The organism is Streptomyces sp. NPDC026301, assembly GCF_055567935.1.
The window spans coordinates 381,801-403,985 of the sequence record NZ_JBVHPN010000007.1; the positions used below are offsets into that span (position 1 = coordinate 381,801).

A 22,185-nucleotide genomic window follows, 5' to 3' on the forward strand; every position below is an offset into this window, starting at 1 on the left:
AGAACCCCTCTTCTCCGTTTTCAGGAGCACGTCATGACCCACGACGCCTCGGCGCCGGTGTACGGCAGCGCGGTCGCGAAAGTCGAACCCTTCGGGGTGGACCACATTCCCGAGAACGAGCGGCACGGCAAGGCCAGTTCACAGTTCTTCGTGTGGTTCGCCGCGGGGCTCAACTTCCCCATCATCCTGCTCGGCTTCAGCGCCGCCGGCTTCGGACTGAGCTTCGGTGCGTCGGTCCTCGCGATCGTGGCCGGCGCCGCGGTCGGTTCCGTACTGATGGCCGTGATGTCCCGGATGGGAGTGCGGCTGGGCGTGCCGCAGCAGATCCAGGCGCGCGGTCCGCTCGGCTTCTTCGGGAACTTCCTGCCCGTTGCGTACATCAACGTCTTCGCCGGGGTCGGCTGGGCGGCGGTCACCGTCATCCTCGGCGGCAAGGCGTTCGCGGAACTGACCCACCTGCCGTTCTGGGTCTGCGCGCTGCTGCTGACCGCGGTCGAGGTGGTGGTGGCCATCTACGGCTACAACATGATCAACTTCCTGCAGCGGATGCTGACCTATGTCCTCGCCCCGCTGTTCCTGCTGATCACGGTCGTGGCCCTGGTGCGCGGCGCCGGCACCTTCGATGCCAACGCGCACGCCTCCGGCTACACCGGCGCCACCGGCGGCTGGATCACCTTCGGTGCCGGATTCCTCTCCTTCCTGGTCGCCTGGGCGCCCTTCGCCTCGGACTACTCGCGCTACCTGCCGGACACCCCGCACGTCGTGCGGCGTACGACCCTGTACACCGGTCTCGGCAACTTCGTCACCATCTGCTGGCTCGGCATCCTGGGCGCCCTGGTCGGCGGCAGCGCGACCAGCTCGGACGCCATCACCGCGGTGCACCAGCTGGCGGGGCCGTTCGCCGTTCCCGCGCTGATCGCGATCACACTCTCCGCGCTCGCGCAGAACTTCCTCAATGTCTACGGCGGTGCGATCTCCGTCCAGACCCTCAAGATCCCCGTCAGCCGGACCCAGGCAGTTGTCATCATCTGTGCGCTGGCCTATGTGATCAGCCTGTGGGGCGAGGCGGGGACCGAGGAGAAGTTCGCGGTCTTCCTCAACCTGACCGCGTACTTCATCGCGCCCTTCGCCACTGTGCTGCTGCTCGACTACTACCTGGGCGGCCGGAGCGACCCCCGCCGGATCGCCGAACTGTACGACAAGGGCCGGGTGCTCAACTGGGGCGTCATCGCCTGGGCGGGCGGCGTGCTGGCCTCGGTGCCGTTCTGGCGCTCCAGCCTCTACACGGGCCCGTTCGCGGCGGCCTACCCGCACGCGGGCGACCTGAGCATGTTCGTCGCGGCCGCCGCGGCCACGGTGCTGTACTTGCTGACGTACCGTCAAAAGCCCCTGTGGACACACGCCGGCACGCCGGCGTCCGAGGAGACGCGCACGGGGGACACCGCGGCAGTCACCGGATCCTGAGAAGAGCGGGAGCGGGCGGCGCTCACCGCTCGTGATCGGTCACCGGCCGGAACCGTGCGTGCAGCCGCCGGGTGTGGTCCACGTGCCGGGGCGGCCCGGTCAGTACCACCGTGGCGGTGAGACGGGGGTCGGTGCTGGACGCGGCCAGACGGAGTTCCAGCGCGCCCGGCTCGACGCGGCGGCGGCCGTCGCGGCCGGTGAACGAGGTGACGTCGGCCGGGACCGTCACCTGGAGGCGGCGCGACTCGCCGGCCGCGAGTGGGACGCGGGTGTAGCCGATGAGGCGCTGGACCGGCTGCACGACCGAGGCGACGGGGTCGTGGAGATAGAGCTGCACTGTTTCGATGCCGTCGCGGTGGCCGGTGTTGCGCACGGAGAAGGCGAGGGTGAATTCGCCGTCCGTGCCGGTCTCATCGGTGTCCACGTCGAGGTCGTGCCAGGTGAAGTCGGTGTACGACAGGCCGTGGCCGAAGCCGAAGGCCGGGGTGGGGTCGATGTTCGACACGTCGCTGGCCCTGGCCAACGGGGCCGCCAGGTATGTCGAGGGCTGGGCGCCCGGGTTCCGCGGCACGCTGACGGGCAGCCGCCCCGAGGGGTTCGTCCGGCCGCTGAGCACTCCGGCCAGGGCCGTGGTGCCCGCCGTACCGGGGAAGAATGACTGCACGAGCGCCGCGGCCTCGTCGGCGGCGCGGCCCAGGGCGTACGGCCGACCGGCCAGCAGCACCGCCACCACCGGCGTGCCGGTGTCGAGCAGCGCGTCGAGCAGCTGCTGCTGGACACCGGGCAGGGCCAGCGAGTCGGCGTCACACCCCTCGCCGCTGGTGCCCCGGCCGAAGAGCCCGGCGCGGTCGCCCAGCGCCGCGACGACGACATCGGCGTCCCCCGCCGCCCGTACGGCCTCGGCGAACCCGGAGATGTCCGCGCTGTCGATCCCGGCGCCCCGCGCCACGGTGAACTCCGTATCGGGGAATTCCCGCTCCAGGGCCTCCCGCAGCGTCGGCAGGCCGATCCCGGCCGGGACTTCGGGGTGCCGTACTCCGACGTGGACGGGGAAGGAGTAGCAGCCCAGGACGGCGGTCGGCTCCTCGGCGTTGGGGCCGACGAGCGCGATCCTGCGGGGCCGTGCCAGGGGCAGGGTGCCGTCGTTGCTCAGCAGCACGACCGCCCGCTCGGCGACCTCGCGGGCCAGCTCGCGGTTGGCCGCGGTGTCCAGGCCGACCGTGCCGCGCAGCGCTTCGGTGTCTTCCCGGTCGGCCGCCGCCAGGGCCGACGGCACCGGGTTCCAGTCCGCGTCCAGCAGTCCGAGCTGGGCCTTCTGGGTCAGTACGCGGCGCAGTGCGCGGTCGACGAGGGCTTCGGGGACGCGCCCGGCGGCGATCTCTTCCCGCAGGGGCTCGCCGAACGTCTTGACCGTGGGCAGTTCCACGTCGACTCCCGCGCCGAGGGCCGCTGCCGCCGCCTCCCCCCAACTGCCCGCCACCGCGTGCAGGGTGCGCAGGAACGCGATGCCGAAGTAGTCGGCGACGACCGTCCCCTCGAAGCCCCAGGTGTCCCGCAGCAATCCGGTCAGCAGTTCTTCGTCGGCCGCTGCGGGCACGCCGTCGGTGTCGGTGTAGGCATGCATCACCGACCGGGCCCCGCCCTCCCGCACGGCCATCTCGAACGGCGGGAGCAGCACGTCGGCGCGCTCCCGCACGCCCGCGGAGACGGGGGCGAGGTTGCGTCCCGCGCGGGAGGCGGAGTAACCGGCGAAGTGCTTCAGGGTGGCGACGATCCCGGCGGACTCCAGCCCTTGGACGTACGCGGTGCCGACCGTGCCGACCAGGTAGGGGTCCTCGCCGATGGTCTCCTCCACCCGCCCCCAGCGGGCGTCCCGTACCACGTCCAGTACGGGGGCGAGGCCCTGGTGCACGCCGACGGACCGCATGTCCCGGCCGATCGCCGCGGCCATCCGGCGGATCAGGGCGGGGTCGAAGGTCGCTCCCCAGGACAGCGGTACGGGGTAGGCGGTGGCGCCCCAGGCGGCGAAGCCGGCGAGGCATTCCTCGTGGGCCAGCGCCGGGATGCCGAAGCGGTTCGCCGAGACGATCCGCTGCTGGGTGCGCATCAGGGAGAGCGCACCGAGCGCGGGGTCCACGGGGACCGTGCCGAACGGGCGGGTCAGCTGGCCCAGGCCGGCCGGCAGGAGGGTGTCGAGGTCGACCGGCTCCTCCATTTCGTGCTGGTGGGGCGCGACTTCGCCGCCCTCGTCGGAGGCGCCGACCCACACGCCGAAGAGCTGGGCGACCTTCTCCTCGACGGTCATGGCGGCCATCAGGGCGGAGACGCGGGTGTCGATGTCGTGGGCGGGGTCGTTCCAGACGGGAAGGACGGGGGTTGTCTCTGCGGCCACGTTGGCGGTCACTTTCCTCCGACGCCCATCAGGCCCTGGACCAGGGCACGACGGGCGAACAGGTAGACGATCAGGACGGGCACCATCGACAGGACCACGGCGGCCAGCAGCCCCGGGATGTCGATGCCGTGCTCGGTGCGGAAGTTGTACAGCCCCAGGGTGATGACCTTGGAGGCGTCGGACTGGGTCAGTACCAGGGGGAACAGAAAGCCGTTCCACGCCTGGAGCGCGGAGAACACCACGACGGTGGAGAGTCCGCCCTTGGACAGGGGGAGGACGAGCTGGAAGAACATCCGCCGCGGCGAGGCGCCGTCCATCGCCATGGCCTCGAACAGCTCGCGGGAGATGTCGCGCATGGCGCCGCTCAGGATCAGTGCGGAGATCGGCAGACAGAAGGCGGCGGTGGGCAGGACGACGCCGATGAGGTTGTCGTAGAGGCCGGCCTGGCTGATGAGGTAGAACATCGGGACGATCACCGCCTGGGCCGGAATGGCCAAGCCCAGCAGGAAGAGCCGGAAGACGCCCGAGGTGATCCTGGAGTGGCTGCGCACGATGGCGTACGCCAGAGGTGGCACGAGCAGCAGCACCAGGGCGACCACGCTGACGGTGACGATCACCGTGTTGAGGAAGTACCGCCCGAAGCCGCCGGCGAGCGCGCGCGTGTAGTTGTCGAAGGTGATGTCGTCGGGGAAGGCCAGCGGGCCGCCCGCCGCATAGTCGGACCGGGATCGCAGCGTCGCCGTGAGCATCACGTACAGCGGCAGGCCGACGAGGCAGAGCCACCCGAGCGAGCCGGCGCCCGCGAGGTAGTGGGGACGTCGCTTCATCACAGACCTTCCATGGCGCTGCGCATCTTGTCGTAGCCGGACACGCGCACCACGACGAGCGAGATGACCGTCGCCGCCACGACCAGGACGAGGGCGACGGCCGCACCGGCGCCGAAGTCGAAGTACTTGAAGGCCTTTTGGTACATGTAGTACGCGCTGATGGTGGTGTCCGTGCCCGGGCCGCCCTGGGTGAGGATCAGGACCGTCTCGAACGTGGTGAGCCCGCCGACGACCATGAGGATCATCGAGGTGATGACCGAGTTGCGCAGCTGCGGCAGGGTGATGTGGAAGAACTGCCGGTACCGTCCGGCGCCGTCGATCTCCGCGGCCTGGTAGAGCACGCGCGGAATCGCCCGCGCGGCGCCTTGGTAGAGCAGGGTGTGGAAGGGCGTGAACTGCCAGGTGCTGACGAAGGCCAGCACCCCGATGGCGGTGGCCTGCCCGCCGAAGAGGTTGCCGTCGCCGAACAGCCACGCGGCCTGGGACGGAACGCCGAAGTTCGGGTCGAGCAGCGCCCGCCACAGTACGGAGACCGCGGTGGAGGAGAGCAGCAGCGGGACGAAGTAGATCGCGGACAGCACCGCGCGGTTGCGCTGCCGGCCGGCGGCCCACACGCCGAGCACGATGCTCAGCGGGGTCTGGATCGCTACGCCGAGCACGGTGACCAGGAGGCTCAGCCAGATGCTCTTGATCATGACCGGGTCCGCGAAGACCCTGCTCCAGTTGTCCATGCCGACGAACTCGGGCGCTCCGATGCCGCTCCAGCTCATGAAGGACAGGACGGCAACCATGATCAGCGGGGCGATCGCGAAGACGGCGAAGAACACCGTGGCGGGCAGCGCCCAGGCGAACCCGGGACGGCCGACGTCGGCGAGCTGCCCGCCCTGCTGCCGGCTCCGGCCGGCCGCGGCGGATGCGGTGGCGCTCGTCATCTGAGTGGTCATGTCGGACTCAGGCGGTGGGGAGGGCCTGCATGGCCTTGATGAAGCCGTCGGCATCGGTCTGCCCGTTGACGAACTGCTGGACGGCCTGGCGGATGGGCGTGTTGGCGGCGGGCGGATACGCCTGGTCCCACGACAGCTGGAACGAGGGAGCCTTCTTGACCAGGTCGAACTGGTACTTCGAGTACTCCGGGTCGGCCGAGGTGTCCAGGAACTTCTCGGTGTTCGTTGTGGTCGGCAGGTTGCCGATGGACAGCTGCTTCTTCACGAACTCGTCGGAGTACATGAGCTTGAGGAACTCGGCCACGGCCTCGGGGTGCTGCGTCTTCTTCAGCACCGAGTAGAAGTTGTTGGTGTTGCCGACGAGGTTGGCCTGGTCGCCCTTGCCGCCCTCGACCTTGGGGAAGATGCCGTAGCCGAGGTCCTTTTCGGCGAACTCCTTGTCCGCGTCCTGCTGCGTGGCGTACTCCCACGAGCCCATCAGCTCGAAGGCGGCCTTGTCTCTGGCCAGGAGGGCGGGCGAGCCGCCGTCGGTGAACTTCACCGAGTCGTAGTTCGTACCGAACGCACCGGCGTCGACCAGTTCTTTCAGCATGCCGAGGGCCTTCTTGCTGTCCGCGCTCGCCCAGGCGCTCTTGTCGCCGTCCAGCGCCTTCTGGAAGAGCCCGGGCCCGGCGACGCGGTCGTAGAGGTACTCGAACCACATCAGGGTCGGCCACTGGTCGCCGCCGCCGAGGGCGATCGGTGTGATGCCCTTCTTCTTGAGTGCCTTGACCGCGCCGAGCAGGTCGTCCCAGGTCTTCGGCGGCCGCACGCCGGCGTCGGCCAGCACCTTCTTGTTGTGGAAGAGCAGGACCGGCTGTGTGCCGCGCATCGGGATGCCGTAGGACTTGCCGTCGATGACGGCGGTGTCGAAGACGGACGGCAGGAACTTCGACTTGAGCCCCGGATCGTCCTTGATGAAGTCGTCCAGCGGCATGAGCAGGTCCGCCCCGACGAAGGGCTGCACGCTGCCGCCGCCCCAGTTGAAGAAGACGTCCGGGGCCTTCGGGGTGTTGATGATCGTCTGGAGCTTCTGCTGGTAGTCGGCGCCCGGGACGGTGTCCAGGACGGCCTTCACCTTCGATGTCCTGTTGAAGGTGGCGACGATCTGCTTCTCGACCTTGTTGGTGGCGTCTCCGTAGACGAGGACGTGGATCTTCCCGTCGGAGGCCGCCGCACCGTCGCCGCTCCCGCAGGCCGACAGGGTCAGCGCCAGGGCCAGCACCGTGCCTCCGGCGAGTATGCGGGGCATCCGCGCACGTATCTTCATCGTCTGCCTTTCGAAAGTTTCGGCTGAAGTGCCGAAATTCGCTGCAGTTCCGGACCGTAAGGGAGGCTTCGGTGAGCGGTCAACGGCCGTGCAGTCGCGCGACCGAACCGTTACCACGCAGCCGCGCGCTACCGCGTGTTCTATCCTGCGCACATGCGTGATGACGACGAGGTGGAAGGCCGGGTGACCCTGGCCGAGGTGGCAACGCAGGCCGGCGTCTCCCTTTCGACAGTTTCGAAAGTTCTCAACGGCCGCTCCGATGTCTCCCGGCCCACCCGGAGCAAGGTCGAGAGCCTGCTGGAGACCCACGGCTACCGCCGCCGCGCCCAGGCCGCGCCTCAGGCACCGTTGATCGAGCTGGTCTTTCCCGAACTGGAGAGCATCTGGGCGATGGAGCTCATCCGCGGCGTCGAGAACGTCGCGAAGGAGAACGGTGCCAGCGTCGTCCTCACCGAGAGCGGCACCCGCCACGCCCCCGCCCCCGACTGGGTGGACGGCGTGCTGCGCCGCCGCCCGCTCGGCGTGGTCCTGGTCTTCTCCACGCTGCCGGACCGGGTGAAGAAGCAGCTCAGGTCGCGCGCCATCCCGTTCGTCATCATCGACCCGGCCGGCGACCCCGAGCCGGACGTCCCCTCCGTCGGCTCGGCCAACTGGGCCGGGGGGATGGCCGCGACGCGCCACCTCATCGAGTGCGGGCACCGACGCATCGCCATCATCACCGGGCCCGAGGACATGATGTGTTCCCTGGCCCGGCTCGACGGCTTCCGCTCCGCCATGGCCATGGCGGGCCTGGAAGTCGATCCGCGCCACGTCCGGCACGGCGACTTCCACGTCCAGGGCGGCTTCGCCCACGCCACCGAACTGCTCGACGGGCCCGACCGGCCCACCGCCGTCTTCGCCGGCAGCGACCTGCAGGCGCTCGGCGTACTGGAGGCAGCACGCCTCAAAGGCCTGAGCGTGCCGGCAGACCTGTCGGTGGTGGGCTACGACGACGTCCCACTCGCCCAGTGGGTCAGCCCCGCCCTGACAACGGTCCACCAGCCGCTGCGGCAAATGGCCGAAGAGGCAGCCCAGATGCTGCTGCGCCCCCGGGACCCGGCCAAGGACGACCTGCGCATGGAACTGGCCACCCGCCTGGTAACACGCCAAAGCACGGCCCCACCGGCGACCGACCTACGACGGGCACACGGCCGCGGATGAGGGGCTCGGCCGGCGGTGAGGCGCTTGGCCGACGGTCGTATGGCCGCTGCCGGTCCGGGTCTTGCCTGCGGGGAGGGCAGGCTGATGTCCTGGTGGTGCGGTGGTGGGTCGAGGTCTTGGGGGCGGTCGAGCTGCAGTGCTTGGCCTTCGGCGTCATCGTGCTGTCCGCAGGCCGTCTGGTGCTTGCGGTCGTGTGCCGTGGTCGTGTCCGACTACGTCACCTCCGGCGGCACCGCGAAGGTGAGCCTCGTCTACGGGGACCTGAAGACCAACACCACCTACACCTTCCGCACCTCCGCCTAGGATGGCAGCCTGTACGAGACCGAGTGGTCGGCATGGGCAAAGTTCCACACCCGCGGCCGTCAGCTGAGCATCACGCTGCCGGAACCGGACAAGAATGCTCCCGCGGTGGACCTGGAGAAGTACCAGAACCCCGAGGCCGGGCGGCGCAACACCCCGACGGCGGCCAGCAGCGCCAGAAGCGCCGATGGCACACCGAACGAGACCTGCACCGAGCAAGGCGACACCACCGTGTGCTTCAAGGTCGGCGACCCCAAGGACCTGACTGCCGCCCAGAAGGACAGGATCGAGAAAAGGCTGAGGGCGGGCACGGACCTCGTCGACTGGTGCGACGACCTCGGCGTCTCGGTCGGCAAAGACTGGCTCAAGCGCACCGAAGCTTGCATGAAGTGGGCCACACCCATCCAGTTCGGATACAAGTTCAAGAACGCGAACGGGACCATCGACGAGGCGCGAGCCACCTTCGCCTCGTCCATCCAGATCAAGCTGGACCCCACGTCCAAGACATTCAAGCAGCAGATGGCCCTCGTCCCGGCCGATCCCTTCATCACCACAATCAGCGGGGCCGGCTTCGGCGGCAAGTCGTTCACCATGAAGCCGACGTTCAAGTGCTCCCCGCAGTGCAGCACCTCGGCTCCGGCATGGGACGGATCACCGTCCTGGGCAACTGCCGGCCAGGACCTGCACGCCGCCTACGCGACATTCACCCACGAGTGGACGGGCGAGGCCGCCACCCCGGTTGCCGGCCTGCAGCTTGACTGGTCCTACAGCGGCGATGTCAACGGTGCCCCCGGGGTCACCGTGCCGCAATCGCTGGGCAACTCCACGCCCGACTTCGATGTCCGCTGCGACGTGCAGGCCTCCACCACGCCGGGCTGCGTCTTCGACGCGTACAAGCCGACCTGGGTGATGAACTTCAAGAAGGCGCCGGCTGCCGTGGCCCACGCCTGGCTGATCCAGACCAAGCTGCCCAACCATCCCGGCTCCAAGTCCGCGGACAAGCCGACCCAGTACCTGCCCGCATCGGTGCGAGACTCCAACCTCAACCGGAAGCGGATCTGCCCCGACCAGTGGGCGAAAACCTACGGCAACCCGGACACGACCCCGATCGACACCAGCGACACCCCAAGCTGCGACGAGTTCGCCTACGCCGCCTCCTACAACTCCGGCGGCATGCCAGCCTCACTGGGCGGACTGAACGAGGTCGACACCGGCAACGACTGCCTGCAGACCTACGCCACCCGCTACAGCACCGGTGTGTGGAAGCTGTATGACGACACCCGCTTCCCCGCGCCGACGTACAAGGAGGTCTGCGGACGCTCCTCGATGTCGAACTACCAGAACACCCAGTCGATGCAGCCCTTCTCCGGCACGTTCTCCTCGCCGTCGAAGTACCGCCTGCTCGATAAGGACGAATATTGGGTGGCGTTTCCCGAGTTCGCGCACTGCTCCACCGCGGACAAGCTGACCTGTACGGTGCCCAAGCCGTGACCGCACCATAAGGGGCACGGCCACAGCGTGACCGGGACAGGAAAGTATTCCTGTCCCGGTCATGCGCCTCGATCCGAGAGGAGCACGACACGTGAGTGACGGCATTGTGTGGCTGGCCGAGGAGTGGCTGCGCCCAGACAGCCCTGTACTGTTCGTCACCTTCGCCCGTGGCATCACCCCGCCCGATCTCGCGGTGCGCCTGGGTGCCGACGCGAGGGCGATCCTTGAGCCGATGACCGCGGCCGAGACGCGCGCCATGACGTACAACGACCGGGTCTCGGCACGTGTGGCGCGCTTGGGTGAGTGTGCAGGCTGGTCGTTCGCGGTGGAGCAGGGCTGGCCGTCCAAAGCCTGGTGGGCCCGGCCCGAGGTCTCCGCCGGCGGCGTGGAGGTGTTGCATCTGACGGCCAAGCCGGATGACCCGCCGAGGGAGTGCTGGTACTACCGCGATGGTGCCACCGTTGGCCGCTTCGACTTCGGTGAGCGCCCCGAGGGCGGATTGGAGTTTTTGGTACCGGCGCTTGAAGAGGCCGGAGCTGTTGATGATCCGTTCCTGCCTGACTTCCCGGAGGACTACGACGAGACGCCTCCGACGCTGACGGCGCTGGAGAACCACTTCCACCTGTCTCTGCCGCGTGAGCTCATCCTCACCGGCAGCCTTCCCGCGGCGGTGACAGCGAAAGTGCCACCGGAAAACCTCGGGGACTGACTGTGAGTGGGCGCGTTGGTGGCATTGGGTGGGTGTCAGCAGGACGGGATGCTGGGTGCCTGGTCATGGGGATAGTTGCGGCCAGGTCCGCTGTCATGAGGTGACCAAGCGGCTGCTGTTTTCCAACCAGTGTGGGGTAGGTCGGCTGTCGTGGAGGTGGCTGTTCCTACCGTTTGAAGGACAACCGCAGCAACGCCCGCGAGACTCGGACTCGGCAGTGGACTGGCGAAGGAGCTCCGATGAGGACGCCTGACGGGCTGGATGAGTTTCGTTGGCGGTGGATGCTTCTTCGCCGTCCGAGGACCGAGTGGTTCTTTCTGCTGCGCGCCGCGACGCGGCCTGCTGGTTTCCAGGATATTCGCGTCTACGGCCGCGACGGGATATCCGATGCGCGGCTCGTGTGGAAGGTCTGTCATCAGTGCGAGCGGGGCGTCATTTCGAAAATCTCGCTCTCCCCGGAAGTGCAGCGGCAAGGTCTCGGCACACGCCTCGTCGACAGGGCACTCCTGGACGGTCCCGGCTATCGCTGGACGACCAGCAGCCAGTCCCCGGATGGTCGGGCGTTCTTCCGGGCGATGACGGCACGCACCGGCGCCGAGTTCGCGGCAGGAGCGCGAACATGCGAGCACATTTTGGAGAGTCGGCCCGGACGCCACAAGCCAATACTGGACCGACGCCTCCACCGGGCACGTCGCTGACTGCCAGCGCCCCACCTCTGACTGGGGAAGAGGCGCTGGGACGCCTTCTTGTCGCAGATGCCGTTTGACCGGTCGGACGTGAGGCTCGCTGAGCCGGAACGGTAGTTGCCACCACTGCTGGCATGCAGGTGCCTTCGTAGGTGGGCCAGGGCCAGTACAGGGCGATGTCAGCGGGGCGGGGTGCTGACAGCAGTCCACGGGCCGGGTCGTGGAACTGGTTGCTGTCGTGGGGTGACCGGGTGGCTGTCACGGTGTGGTTAGTAGCAGGTCGCGGTCCAACTGTGTTGGGTTTGCCTGTTTCTGTACAGGTGGGTGGCCGGGGCGGGTGGGGTTGGCCGTGTGACGGTTTTACAGGCCCCGGTGGGGGAGGCGGTGCCGGGTCCGGCTGTTTTGGCGGTGGCCGGGCGGGTGGAGCGGGCCGTGGTGGTGCGGCGGCTGCTGGCGGTGGACCGGGGTGAGGGCGGTCTGTCGTCGTTGCACGTGCGGATCGCGGCCGGTTTGGCGGGGGTGACGGAGCGGACGGTGTGGCGGTGGCTGGCCGAGGGACGCGAGGGGCGGGTGGAGGCGCGGCCGCGGCAGGGCGGGTTCGTGGTGGGCGACGCCTTGTGGGAGGTGCTCACCCAGGCCGGCGGGAACGTCGCCGAGCTGCGCCGAAGGATGCTCCAGGCGCAGGACGAGGGCGTGCTGGAACACTGGGGGGCGGAGTTTGTGCCGTCCTTGGCGACGCTGCACCGTGCGATCAAGGACGAGCTGCGTGCGGGCCGGGTGCTTCAGGTCGCCCGCGCGGCGTCGGGCCGGGTGGAGCCGAGCCTGTATGACCGGGCACTGGCCGAACTCGGCTTCGCAGATGGTGCGAACGGTCCGCCGGTCGTGGACGGCCCGGATGCCGAGCCGTCCGGTACGGGCGGTGAACAGCGGCCCGGCGCGGTGACGCGTACCCGGGTGGCCGGCGGGGTGCGCCTGTACGCGCCGGGGGCGCGACTGGTGTCCACGCGGCAGGTGGCCGGGGTGGTGGAGGCGGTGGGGCACACGGTCGCCGCGCGGGGGATCGGCTGTGTGTACGGGGACACGGGACTGGGGAAGACGGTCGCGGTCGAGCAGGCTCTGCACCTGCTGCCCGGCCGGGTGCCGGTGTGGCGGGTGATGGTGGGAGTCAGGCCCGGCCTGCCGCAGGTGCGGGCCGCGTTGTGCGAGGCATTGGGGCTGCCATCGGGGTCCCTGACCCACCGTGCCGGACCGGTCGACCAGGCGCTGACGGAGGCGCTGGCCGAGCCGGGTGTGCTGTTCCTCGACGACGCGCAGCGTCTGTCACCGCCGGTGCTGGACTACCTGCGGCAGCTGTGGGACTCGCCGGGCTGTGCGGCCGCCCTGGTGCTCTGCGGGGCGGGCAGTGAGCGGGCGCTCGCCCGGGCAGCGGCGATGCGTTCCCGGGTCCTGACCTGGCACCAGGTCAGCCGCCTCGACACGGAGCACGTGCCGCAGACGCTGCGCCTGTTTCACCCGGTGTGGGAGGACGCGGACCCGGTCGACCTGGGACGGGCGGATGAGCAGATCGCCCGCGGCAACTTCCGCACCTGGGCGAAGATCACCTCGCATGTCTGCGCCGCCCGGGGCCGCGACCCCGACGCGGGCGTGGGGCGGGACGCGATCGACCAGGCCTGCGCCCGGCTCGGCCCGTACCCATGACGGCCCCTCTCACATGCCCGGGACACACCAGTTCCGACGGCAGAGAACCTCACCCCGTTCGGCGAGGAGGGAAACAGCGCGATGACAGACAGCAGACCGCAGGACACCAACGGCGGCCACGACGTTGACGCGGGAGGGCAGTGGCTGCCACTGCCGGGGAATCCGGCCGGTGTGCTCGGAAAGCAGTCGCTGGTTGCACTGCGGGCGCCCGCAGTGCGTCGCCTGCTGGCGCTGAGGGCCCGGGGCGGTCTTACGCGGCAGCACGTGCGGCTGGCGGGGGAGTGCCTGGGAGCATCGGAGCGCACGGTGTGGCGATGGCTGGCCGAGGCATCCCAGAGCCCGGCGGCGGCTGCGCACCCCGGAGCCCGCCACACCGGCCGGTTCGAGATCACCGCGGAGATCCGGGTGCTGCTGGCGTACTGGCACGGCAACGCCTCCGCAGTCCACCGCCAGCTCATGGAGCGCGCCGCAGCCGAGGCCGGAGGCGTACGCGCGCAAACGTCCGGCACTGCCGCGCCCGTCCCGCCGGACATCGTGGCTGTTCCGGGTGGGGCAGCCCTGTCGCAGGTGCCGCTGCTGGATCCGGTCCCGTCCCTGTCGACGTTCCTGCGCGCGCTGCGCCGTGACCTGACGGCGGGGGAGCGCGCCGGTCTCGCCATCGGACCGGCGACAGCACGCGCCCATGACGTGTTTGGCAAGCGGCCGGCGTCATGGCGCAACTACGCCTGGGAGACCGACCACGTCCAGGCCCCGGTGCTGGTCGACGCCGACGGCGACCTGGTGCGCCCGTGGATCACCTGGTTCATCGACACCGCCACCAAGGTCATCACCGGCACCGCTGTCACCCCGGGCCATCCCTCCCGCGCGTCGGTACTGGCCGCCTTGCGCGCCGCAGTAGTGCGGGATGAGCCCTACGGCCCGGCCGGGGGAGTGCCGGAGCTGGTGAGGGTGGACCGGGGCAAGGACTTCCTGTCGGCCGCCGTCACCACCGCGCTCGGCGCGATGGGCGTGACGGTCAAGGACCTGCCCGCCTACAGCCCGCATCTGAAAGGAACGGTGGAGAACCTCAACCGGGCTGCGGACCGGATGCTGTTCGCCGCCCTGCCCGGCTACACCGCCGGGCCCACCGGGCCCCGCTCAGACCGGCGCGGACGTACCGCAGGGGCGGTGTCCGCCCTGTCGTTCCAGGACTTCACCACGGAGGTCCTGGCGTGGACGAACTGGTGGAACACCGCGCATCGCCCGAAAGCTCTGTCGGGCCTTACGCCACTGGAGGCGTGGCAGGCCGATCCGACCCCTGTCACCGACATCCCCGCCGCCGACCTGTGGGCCTTCACCCTCGAGGACGACGGGCGGCCCCGAAAGCTGACCAGCCACGGCGTGAGCTGGCGCGGCCGCACCTACACCGCCGCGTGGATGACCGGCCAGGCCGGCCGCCAGGTCCGCGTGCGCTACATGCCGCACCACGACCACGAGATCGAGGTTTGCGACGCCCGAGGCCGCCACCTCGGCCCGGCGCACCTCGCGGACGCGGCCACCCCCGAGCAACTGCAGGCGCTGCGCGAGGCACGTGCGGAGCGCGCCCGGCGCCTGCGCGCCGACGCGAAGGCCGCCGAACGCCTGCGCCGCCAGCGATTCGCCCCCACCACCAGCGCGGAGCCCGCCCAGCGGCTGGGAGCCATCACGGCCGCCCAGGCCGACCGTGAACTCGCCGCCGCCGACTACACCGACGTCGCACGGCTGGCACTGCCCGACCTGATCCCGCCCGCCCCGCCTCCAGCGCACTGGCGCACCCCGCCCGCCCTCGCTGCCGGCACCGCGTCACCTCCCCCCGTCCCCGCTCCAGCCGACCTGCCAGCGGACACTCTGCCGGAGCCCGGCACCCACCCCGCAGGAGACGCCTGATGACCACGGCCACCTACCAGTACGTCGACCTCCCCGACGCGGCCGTCGTCATCACCCGGGCCCTGCTCACCGCACAGGAGAACATTGCCGACACCGTCGCCGCGCGCGCCATGATGTGCATCCACGGCGGCGCGGGCTTCGGCAAGACTCTCGCGGTCAACACGTGCCTGCACGAACTCGAACCCGTAGAGGACGTCCGACGGGTCACCTTCCGTGCCCGTCCCACGGCCCGCGCGGTGCGCTACGAGCTGTTCACCGCGCTCGATCTGGCCGGTGAACCACCGCGTCATCCCAGCGAGTTCGACCGTCTGCTGAAGATGGCCCTGGCCGAGCGCCCCCGTACGTTCCTCGTGGACGAGGCCCAGTGGCTCAACGGGGAGGCCTTCGAATACTTCCGCTACCTGTGGGACGAACCCGCCACTCAGCTCGCGATCATCTTCGTCGGCGGGGAGGGCTGCCACACCGTGCTGCGCCGTGAACCGATGCTGTCCTCCCGCATCTTCATCTGGCAGCACTTCTCCCGCCTCACGCCCGGTGAGGTCCTGGAGGCCATCCCCCTGTTCCATCCGGTCTGGGCCGACGCTGACCCCGACGACATCACGTTCGCCGACCAGCACGCCGCACACGGCAACTTCCGCGCCTGGGCCCAGCTGACCGCCCACACCCGCACCGCCCTGGCACGCACCGGCCGCCCCCGCGTCGACCAAGAACTGCTGCGCTGGGCCTTCAGCCGCCTCGCCTGACCACCACACCACCACACCGCCATGCCCCTCGCCGCGCCACCGCCGCCCGTCGCCGTGGTCATCGACCCCGGCGACGACGCGATCCACACGCACACCGCCCTGGCTGCCCACCATCCGTCGTCCGGCCGGATCACCCTGCACCCCGGCCCGGGCACCACCAGCGAAACCGGCCTCGCCCACGACCTTCTCGTCGCCCTGGGTAAACCGCCCCTACTCCCGGGCCGCTTTCCCGGCGGCCGTCAGCCCGCCTGGGAAGCCGCTGCCGCCTGGATGACCGCCCTTCCCATCACCCGGCTAACCGTCCTGCGCGCCCACCGCCTCACCGCCCGCCGCACGATGCGCCTGCTACAGCTACATGCCCTCACCGGTATCCACCTGACCTTGGTCTGCCACCGCCCTCACCTTCCCGCCGCTCTGCACCAGGCCCTGCGGACGGCCGACTACGCCCTCACCGCCGACTTCGAGGCAGCCCGCCGCCACTACTACGGCACGCCTATCACCGAACCCCCGCCGGCAGACGAACACGCCGGGCCGGCAGACCGCTGGCTCACCCTGCCCGCACTGGACCGCCTCGTCTCCTACGACAGCCCCCACCCCTGCACCGCCCCGTGCACGCCGCCCCCGATCGTCTGGCGGCACCGCCCACCGCCCGTGCCGCTCACCGCGCACATCGCCCAGCAGGTCGCCCACCGGCTGCACGCGGCGACCGCACATCCCCACCTCGCCGCGGCCGTCGCCGCCGCACTGATCACCGGCGCCTCCCTCCAGCAACTCGCCACCGCACGCCCCCGCGACTACGACGACGCCGCGGCCACGCTCGCCCTGCACGACCGCGCCCGCTACACCGACGGCTGCGCCGCCTACCCCGTACCGCCCTGGGCGGGCGTCTTCCTGCGGGCTGCGGCCTGCTTCACCCGGCTGGTATCCAGCGAGGAGCAGGAACTGCTCGCCGCGCCAGGTGACCGTGGGCACCTGCTGCGCGTGGCGGAGACGGCCAGGCTGCGCTCGCCACAGCCGCCCGCAGCCCGCCGCCAAGGCTCGGTCGGCCGTGTGGAGTGGGACTGGCGCGAGCGGCAGGAAGCCGAGAGGTACGAAGCGACGCCGGCCAGCCGCGTCAGGACCTCGCGACGCTGAACCCCCTGACGCGGTCGCTCGAAGAGTCAGCCTCAGCCGATCGAGAAGTCGGCGAACTCGACGTCGCTGAAAGCGATGTGCAGACCGTGGGCCCGGCGGCCCCATTCGTGAAAGTAGGCGTGTCCCAGCGCGCGGGCCAGGATCACCGTTTGCTGTTGCTCGCCCGCGCCGGCATCCCAGGCGGCGAACAGCTCCCGGGCGACCTCTCCCGGAAGGTCCTGGGTGATCCACCGCACCCGCGGATCATCCGAAGACCCTGCTGGCGCGGCGAATCCGAATCGCACCCTGGTGTGGAAGACGAAGCCTTCCGCCTCGGCCTGGGCACGCCGACGGGCTCGTATCCGGGGCTGCCACCGAGCCAGGACCGCTTCCTCGATCGCCCGGACCTGCATCGGACCCGGCGGACGACGTGCTCCTGGCTTCTTCGTCACCCACCGCTGCACGGTGCGCTGCGACACCCCCAGCACGGTGGCCACCCTCTGGGTGGAACCCCGATGCGCTGCCAGCAGAAAACGCAGGCGGGCCTCGGTGCTTGAGGGAACAGACCGGGTGCGCAACGCGCGCTCCAAACCCTGCTTGATCTGTCCCACGTCCGCCTCTCGAAGCGGCCAGCCGACAGGGTCGGCACCTGCAGTCCGTCGCGTCAGTTCTGCCATACCGCCCGCTCCTGCTGGCCAGTTCCTGCATTCTCGGGACAGTGCTGGCTGACGCAAGCTACGAGCCCTTGGGCGAGCATCGGCGACAAGCTGGCGGCGCGGTTCACGACGGACGTCGCCGGCATCCCGGTGTTGTCCTCCTGGTATCGAGTCCCAAAAGGGCGAGGCGGGAGCACTTCGCCGGATGGAGAACTGGCGCAGTCCTTCGGCTGCGCCTTGTCCGCGACGCCGTCCGGCACGCACATGAGCCGAACGACCCGTACACGGAGAACACCACCGCCTTCGCCGTCGCCGACGAAGGGAAGAGCCGACGGCCGAGCCGGTATCCTGCCCGCAGGGCTGACGCCCTGGGCTTCGCCGACGCCCACACCGCACCCGGACACCCACACTGCCCGGAACAATGGTGGAAGGTCTTCCGGGATCAACGGACCGCTTGACGAACAACTTGAGGATCCATCGAGCCGGGTTGCCGTGTGGGGGTGAGGACCCGGTGCCGAGAGGACCCGTCCATGACCAAACGCACTACCGAGCAGCAGCGCGCCCGCGAACTCCAGCGCACCGCACACGAGCAGGGCACACACTCCAGCTACCACGAAGCCCTCAACTGGGTACGTGCCACCGCCGAGGCACAGGCTGAGAATCCAGATGCGATCGTCGTCTTCGCGCCGCACGCGGCCTGCATCATGATCTTCGACGCGTACGAGGACCCCGAGTACATCCGTGGCTCGATCACGCCGATTCCCGCAGCCGAAGCCGAGCTCGCCAACGAGCTGCTCCAGCGGAGAAACGCTCTGATGCGCGACCACTCCAAGGCACAGCTCGTAGCCATGATCCGCAGCAGGTGGGGTGTTCCGATCGCGGATCTCGTGCGTTCCACCAAGCAGGAGCTCGCCAATGATCTTGTGGACGGCGAGGACAGCCGCGAGCGCTACGACGCGTACGGGCGGGTGGCGCTGATCAACGGCAGGCCGACGCGCGACTCACGACCTCTTTGCGGAGGCGTCGGCTGCTCCGGCCACGACAGCGCGACGCCCTGGCCGGAAACCCGCGCGCGCTTCCGCGCCCAAGGGCCCTGCATCGACGCACAGTAGCCCGAGTGGCTTCTACGCCCTCGCCCATTTCAGGCCGAGCGCGGCGAGCGCGTCGCGTTGGTCCTGGGTGAGCTTGTCGCGCCTTGACTTGGTGTTCGAGACCCACACCCCCAGCTTCACTGCCACCGGCTCTGCCTCGCCGTCGATTGCGATCTCTTCGCTGTGGCTGCGCGGCACCGGTCGGTCCGCGCCTTCCCGTTCCACCCACTGCCTGAGGGCTGCCAGACCGCGCTGGAACGCCTGCTGCGCCTTGCTCAGGCCTTTCGTCGCTCGCTCGGCCGTCGGGGCGGGCGCCGGCTCCTCCAGTGGCTTGATGCCCAGTTTGGTCAGCCGTTCTTGCTGCTCGGTGGACAGCTGCGCCCAGGTGCCTGGCTGTTTCTGCCGCTGCAGCCATTTGCCCAGGTCGTCGCCCTCGAACGTCACTCCGGGCTGGATTTCGGCAAGTACGCCGGCTCCGTCGGCGTCGACGAGGTCGGCGAGGACGCGGTAGTGGCGTTGCCAGTCCAGCGGCCAGGGCCAGTTCCAGTCGGGGTCGACCGCGGCCAGCTGCCGCGCCCGCACGCGAGCCCGCTCCGGGTCCTTGCCGAGGCCGCCCTTGCGCCGGAGGTTGGCCATGTGCTGTCCGATGGGCACCATGGTCTCGTCCTCGCCCCAGACGGCGTCCTGTCGCGGTGCGAGGTGTCCGGTGGCCCGCCGGTAGGACCGGAGCGCGGCGAGCTTGTTCTCCCAGGCTTCTTCGCCCGGCTCCCACACCATTCCGGCTTCCGGCGCGTCCAGCAGGGTCTTGCGCCGGTCCTCCAGCTCTCCGGCCCGCAGCGCCTTGCGCTGCTGGTGCACCCACCGCCCGAGAGGGAAGTCCTTCGTGACGCCCACCGTCGTCTCGGTGTCGTACGGCACCGCGTACAGGCCGGTGATCTCGTTCTCGGCTCGCCAGCGGAGGAGGGCTTGGTAGCCCTCCAGCCACACCAGGGACTCCGGACGGTAGACCCGGGTGCGCAGGAACGCCGCGATGGTCGCCGCGTGGCGTGGGCTGGAGAAGTGCAGCAGCGCCGACTCCGCGGCGGCCTGGGTGCCGTCCTGCTCCTGGTCCTCGTCGTCGGCGCCGATGATCCGGCCGTCGTCGTCGCGCCGGACGTGGACCTTGCGCTGTCCGCTGGTGAGGGCGCGGGAGGCCAACTGCTCTACGAGGCGTTCCGAGTGGGAGCGGAGGCCCTGGAGCACCGCTACAAGAGGTCGAAAGCTGGCGCTGGCGACCATGTCGGTTGGGTCCTCGCCGGGCTCCAGGAAGACGGGCACGATGATCCTGGCGACCTTGGTGGAGCCGTCCTTGTTGAGCCGGAGCGCGCGGCCGATGTTCTGGACGATCTCGACCTGCGAGCCGCGGGTGTCGGCGAAGCAGATCGCTTCCACTCCGCGCTCGCCGGTGATGTCGACGCCTTCCCCGAGGACGCGAACGCTCGCGAGGAAGGCGCGGTGCACCCGGCGGCCGGCTGCGTCGATCCCATTGGCGAATTGCCGCAGCACCTCCCGCCGCTCGGTGACGAGGTGGTCGCCGCACAGCCATGCCGACCACACCCGGTCCGGGGGGACGTGGCGGCCGGCTTCCAGCTCGTAGAACTCCGCGTCGATCGACGACGCCGGCAGCTCCTCCGCCTGCGCCAGGTCGTCGTCGGACGTCTCGTTGACGTACAGCTCCGTTGCCGTCTCCGGCAGCTTCTCCGCGAAGGCCGCCGCCTCCTCGACCTTCTGGTGGAAGGTCATGACGGTGCGTAGGTTCCACCTTGCCGCGTGCTCCAGCAGCGCCGTCTGCAGGAGCGCGAGGCGCCGGCCCCGCAGCGCCTCCTCGGACAGTCCGAGGGCCGGTGAGGGGTCGCGGATCTCCAGGACGTCGATCTCGAACCCGGCGAGGATGCCGCGCTCGATGGCCTCTGAGAGCCCGAGTTCGGCCAGCCACGCGCCGTAGGTTCCGTCCGGGGCGTCGGCCATGCTGGCGATCTCCAGCTCCTGGCCGTCCGTGCCCTTCTGCGGCCGGGGCGAGGCCAGGATGCGGGGCGTGGCGGTGAGGTAGAGCCGGAAGTCCGCCGGGATCCGCTGGTTGTCGTGGATCGCCGCCCACGGCCGTCCAAGATCACCTGCGGTTCCGTGCGCTTCGTCCACGATCGCGAGGTCGAAGCCGTCCATCCGCTGCCCGTACAGGCGCTCCCCGCCTGCCAGAGCGGCCTCCAGCGGCCCGCGAACCTTCCGCTGGCCCGACGGATCGTCCGGGTCCTCGCGGTCCACCAGGGAGGCGTACGTGGCGAGCACGATGACCGGCCCGTTCGCGGCCCACAGGGCGAGCTGGATCGGGTTGGTGGTGGTGCGCACCCCCAGCTCCTCCAGTACCGGGTCGTTCTCCAGCGAGCACACCGCGACCATCGACGCCCGGTGGCCCACCAGACGCCACGCCTGGGCAGTCTGCGCCAGCAGGTCCAGAGTCGGGACAGTGACGAGGATCCGGCCGCCCGGGAAGCACTCCAGCGCGCACGCGGCGGCGGTGATCGTCTTCCCGGATCCAGTCGCTGACACGATCGTGCCTCGCGCCCCCCGAGGGGGGACAGGTGTCCTTGCAGGGAATCCAACCCACTTACGGAAAGCCACCTTCTGGTCTACCTGGTGTTCCCGAAGCTGAATAGCTGGCATTCTGAAGCTTTCCCTACCTCTTTTAGTGACTGTTTCGGGAATTACCGGGACGGCATGAACGGCGGGACGGAAACCTTACCGTCCTCACCCACCACCACCCGCTCGGCCAGCTGCGCCAGAACCTGGGCGGGCCGAAGGCCGGCCCGATCTGCTGCCGCCCTGATGAGACGGCTGGGCGCCGCGGACAGCCACAGTTCTGCGCGCAGCTCATCCGCTTCCTCCCGCCGCCGCGCCTCGAAAGCAGCCCGGGCCGCAAGAGCACCCTCCCGCCGCTCCTGGCGCTCCCGAGCCCATGACGAGCCCTGGGCATCCTGCTCCGGCTCATATTCGTCCCAATTGAGCGAAGACATCAAGGCCCTGACGCGCTGCCACTCCGCGTGCTGGGCCGACCAAATGGCAGCCAGCCGTTCCGGCTCCTCCGCGAACTCGGAGGCGGGCCCGTCCCGCCCCACCTGCTCCGCCGTCTCACGCTCGCGGACAGCGGCCTCCTCGTCCTTCTCGGAAACAGCGGCCATATTGAGGCCGTCTGCGTGGCGCCTGACCCGATCTCGCGCTACGTCCTGAGCACTCCACATGATCTTCTCTTTCTTTTTGTGAGCAGCGGCCCGCCACAGCTCGGGACGGGGGTGCCCCACGTTTTTGCCAACGCTACGTGCTGCATCAGTTTGATGCAGCCGCTACACTGAAACCCGACCCGATCGAGCGACCCCCATCCTCGTAGCCAGCTCGGCCCGCGCCAGCGGGCCCCACGGTTCTGGAGGCGCAGCCGGAAGGACCGTTGAGGCGGGGGAGCGCAGCGGACCCGCCGACCCTGGGCTGGAGTGAAACGAAAGCCCAGGGTAGCGGGGGAAAGTTCCTCGACTCCGGGAGCGCAGCGGACGGAGCGTCAACCTCGGCGCGCAGCGCCGAGGTTGTGCGCCATGGAGGACTTCCAGCAGCTCGAGGGCTGCAACGAGA

At 69.8% G+C, this 22,185-nt stretch carries 17 protein-coding genes; 10 read left to right on the top strand and 7 right to left on the bottom strand.

All coding sequences use genetic code 11. The features are described from left to right. Positions 1 to 33: 33 nt before the first annotated feature. Complete coding sequence (locus tag ACZ4MH_RS15225; protein WP_351592238.1) at positions 34 to 1,464, top strand: purine-cytosine permease family protein; 1,431 nt, start codon at positions 34 to 36, stop codon at positions 1,462 to 1,464. A gap of 22 nt (positions 1,465 to 1,486) precedes the next feature. Here ACZ4MH_RS15225 and ACZ4MH_RS15230 read toward each other — a convergent pair whose 3' ends face one another. Genes ACZ4MH_RS15230 through ACZ4MH_RS15245 form a run of 4 tightly spaced genes read right to left on the bottom strand, consistent with a single transcriptional unit; the run spans position 1,487 to position 6,936 of the window. Beyond that, on the bottom strand, positions 1,487 to 3,868 hold the full coding sequence (locus tag ACZ4MH_RS15230; protein ID WP_351592240.1) for a beta-xylosidase/alpha-l-arabinosidase: 2,382 nt from the start codon (positions 3,866 to 3,868) through the stop codon (positions 1,487 to 1,489). Then, entirely contained in the window at positions 3,865 to 4,683 is an 819-nt protein-coding gene (locus tag ACZ4MH_RS15235; RefSeq protein ID WP_351592243.1) for a carbohydrate ABC transporter permease, read from the bottom strand. Before ACZ4MH_RS15235 ends, ACZ4MH_RS15230 begins: the two co-directional genes overlap by 4 nt. Next, positions 4,683 to 5,627 carry a carbohydrate ABC transporter permease gene (locus tag ACZ4MH_RS15240; protein ID WP_351592245.1) on the bottom strand — a complete coding sequence of 315 codons (945 nt, stop codon included), beginning with the start codon at positions 5,625 to 5,627 and terminating at the stop codon, positions 4,683 to 4,685. The genes ACZ4MH_RS15235 and ACZ4MH_RS15240 overlap by 1 nt, the downstream gene beginning before the upstream one ends. A 7-nt stretch (positions 5,628 to 5,634) precedes the next feature. Then, positions 5,635 to 6,936, bottom strand: coding sequence for an ABC transporter substrate-binding protein (locus ACZ4MH_RS15245; RefSeq protein ID WP_351592248.1), 1,302 nt, complete (start codon positions 6,934 to 6,936; stop codon positions 5,635 to 5,637). A 153-nt stretch (positions 6,937 to 7,089) separates the two neighbouring features. Here ACZ4MH_RS15245 and ACZ4MH_RS15250 point away from each other — a divergent pair, with 153 nt between their 5' ends. From ACZ4MH_RS15250 to ACZ4MH_RS15285, 8 genes are all read left to right on the top strand, one after another. Further along, positions 7,090 to 8,136: a LacI family DNA-binding transcriptional regulator gene (locus ACZ4MH_RS15250; protein WP_351592251.1), complete on the top strand. Its 1,047-nt coding sequence runs from the start codon at positions 7,090 to 7,092 to the stop codon at positions 8,134 to 8,136. A 408-nt stretch (positions 8,137 to 8,544) separates the two neighbouring features. Beyond that, positions 8,545 to 9,927, top strand: coding sequence for a hypothetical protein (locus ACZ4MH_RS15255; RefSeq protein ID WP_351592254.1), 1,383 nt, complete (start codon positions 8,545 to 8,547; stop codon positions 9,925 to 9,927). A 91-nt stretch (positions 9,928 to 10,018) separates the two neighbouring features. Then, on the top strand, positions 10,019 to 10,636 hold the full coding sequence (locus ACZ4MH_RS15260; RefSeq protein WP_351592257.1) for a hypothetical protein: 618 nt from the start codon (positions 10,019 to 10,021) through the stop codon (positions 10,634 to 10,636). 239 nt (positions 10,637 to 10,875) lie between these two features. After that, on the top strand, positions 10,876 to 11,334 hold the full coding sequence (locus ACZ4MH_RS15265; RefSeq protein ID WP_351587328.1) for an N-acetyltransferase: 459 nt from the start codon (positions 10,876 to 10,878) through the stop codon (positions 11,332 to 11,334). Between the two features lie 339 nt (positions 11,335 to 11,673). Then, a complete protein-coding gene (locus ACZ4MH_RS15270; RefSeq protein ID WP_351587326.1) occupies positions 11,674 to 13,020 on the top strand; it encodes an ATP-binding protein in 1,347 nt (448 codons plus the stop codon). An 81-nt stretch (positions 13,021 to 13,101) separates the two neighbouring features. Continuing rightward, a complete protein-coding gene (locus tag ACZ4MH_RS15275) occupies positions 13,102 to 14,925 on the top strand; it encodes a transposase family protein (RefSeq protein WP_351587324.1) in 1,824 nt (607 codons plus the stop codon). After that, positions 14,925 to 15,668 (top strand): ATP-binding protein, encoded by a 744-nt coding sequence (locus tag ACZ4MH_RS15280; protein WP_351587322.1) that lies wholly within the window; start codon positions 14,925 to 14,927, stop codon positions 15,666 to 15,668. Before ACZ4MH_RS15275 ends, ACZ4MH_RS15280 begins: the two co-directional genes overlap by 1 nt. Positions 15,669 to 15,689: 21 nt before the next feature. Then, positions 15,690 to 16,802, top strand: a complete 1,113-nt coding sequence (locus ACZ4MH_RS15285) for a hypothetical protein (RefSeq protein ID WP_351587320.1) — start codon at positions 15,690 to 15,692, stop codon at positions 16,800 to 16,802. Between the two features lie 32 nt (positions 16,803 to 16,834). On the opposite strand, the gene tpg is transcribed toward ACZ4MH_RS15285, so the two are convergent. Then, complete coding sequence (gene tpg, locus ACZ4MH_RS15290; protein ID WP_351587318.1) at positions 16,835 to 17,458, bottom strand: telomere-protecting terminal protein Tpg; 624 nt, start codon at positions 17,456 to 17,458, stop codon at positions 16,835 to 16,837. A gap of 509 nt (positions 17,459 to 17,967) precedes the next feature. Between tpg and ACZ4MH_RS15295 the strand changes: the two genes are divergently transcribed. Next, entirely contained in the window at positions 17,968 to 18,549 is a 582-nt protein-coding gene (locus tag ACZ4MH_RS15295; protein WP_351587316.1) for a hypothetical protein, read from the top strand. A gap of 12 nt (positions 18,550 to 18,561) precedes the next feature. Here ACZ4MH_RS15295 and ACZ4MH_RS15300 read toward each other — a convergent pair whose 3' ends face one another. Together ACZ4MH_RS15300 and ACZ4MH_RS15305 are read right to left on the bottom strand one after the other, a co-directional pair. After that, complete coding sequence (locus ACZ4MH_RS15300; RefSeq protein ID WP_351587314.1) at positions 18,562 to 21,228, bottom strand: DEAD/DEAH box helicase; 2,667 nt, start codon at positions 21,226 to 21,228, stop codon at positions 18,562 to 18,564. Positions 21,229 to 21,269: 41 nt separating this feature from the next. Further along, positions 21,270 to 21,743 (bottom strand): hypothetical protein, encoded by a 474-nt coding sequence (locus ACZ4MH_RS15305; RefSeq protein ID WP_351587312.1) that lies wholly within the window; start codon positions 21,741 to 21,743, stop codon positions 21,270 to 21,272. Positions 21,744 to 22,185 lie beyond the last annotated feature (442 nt).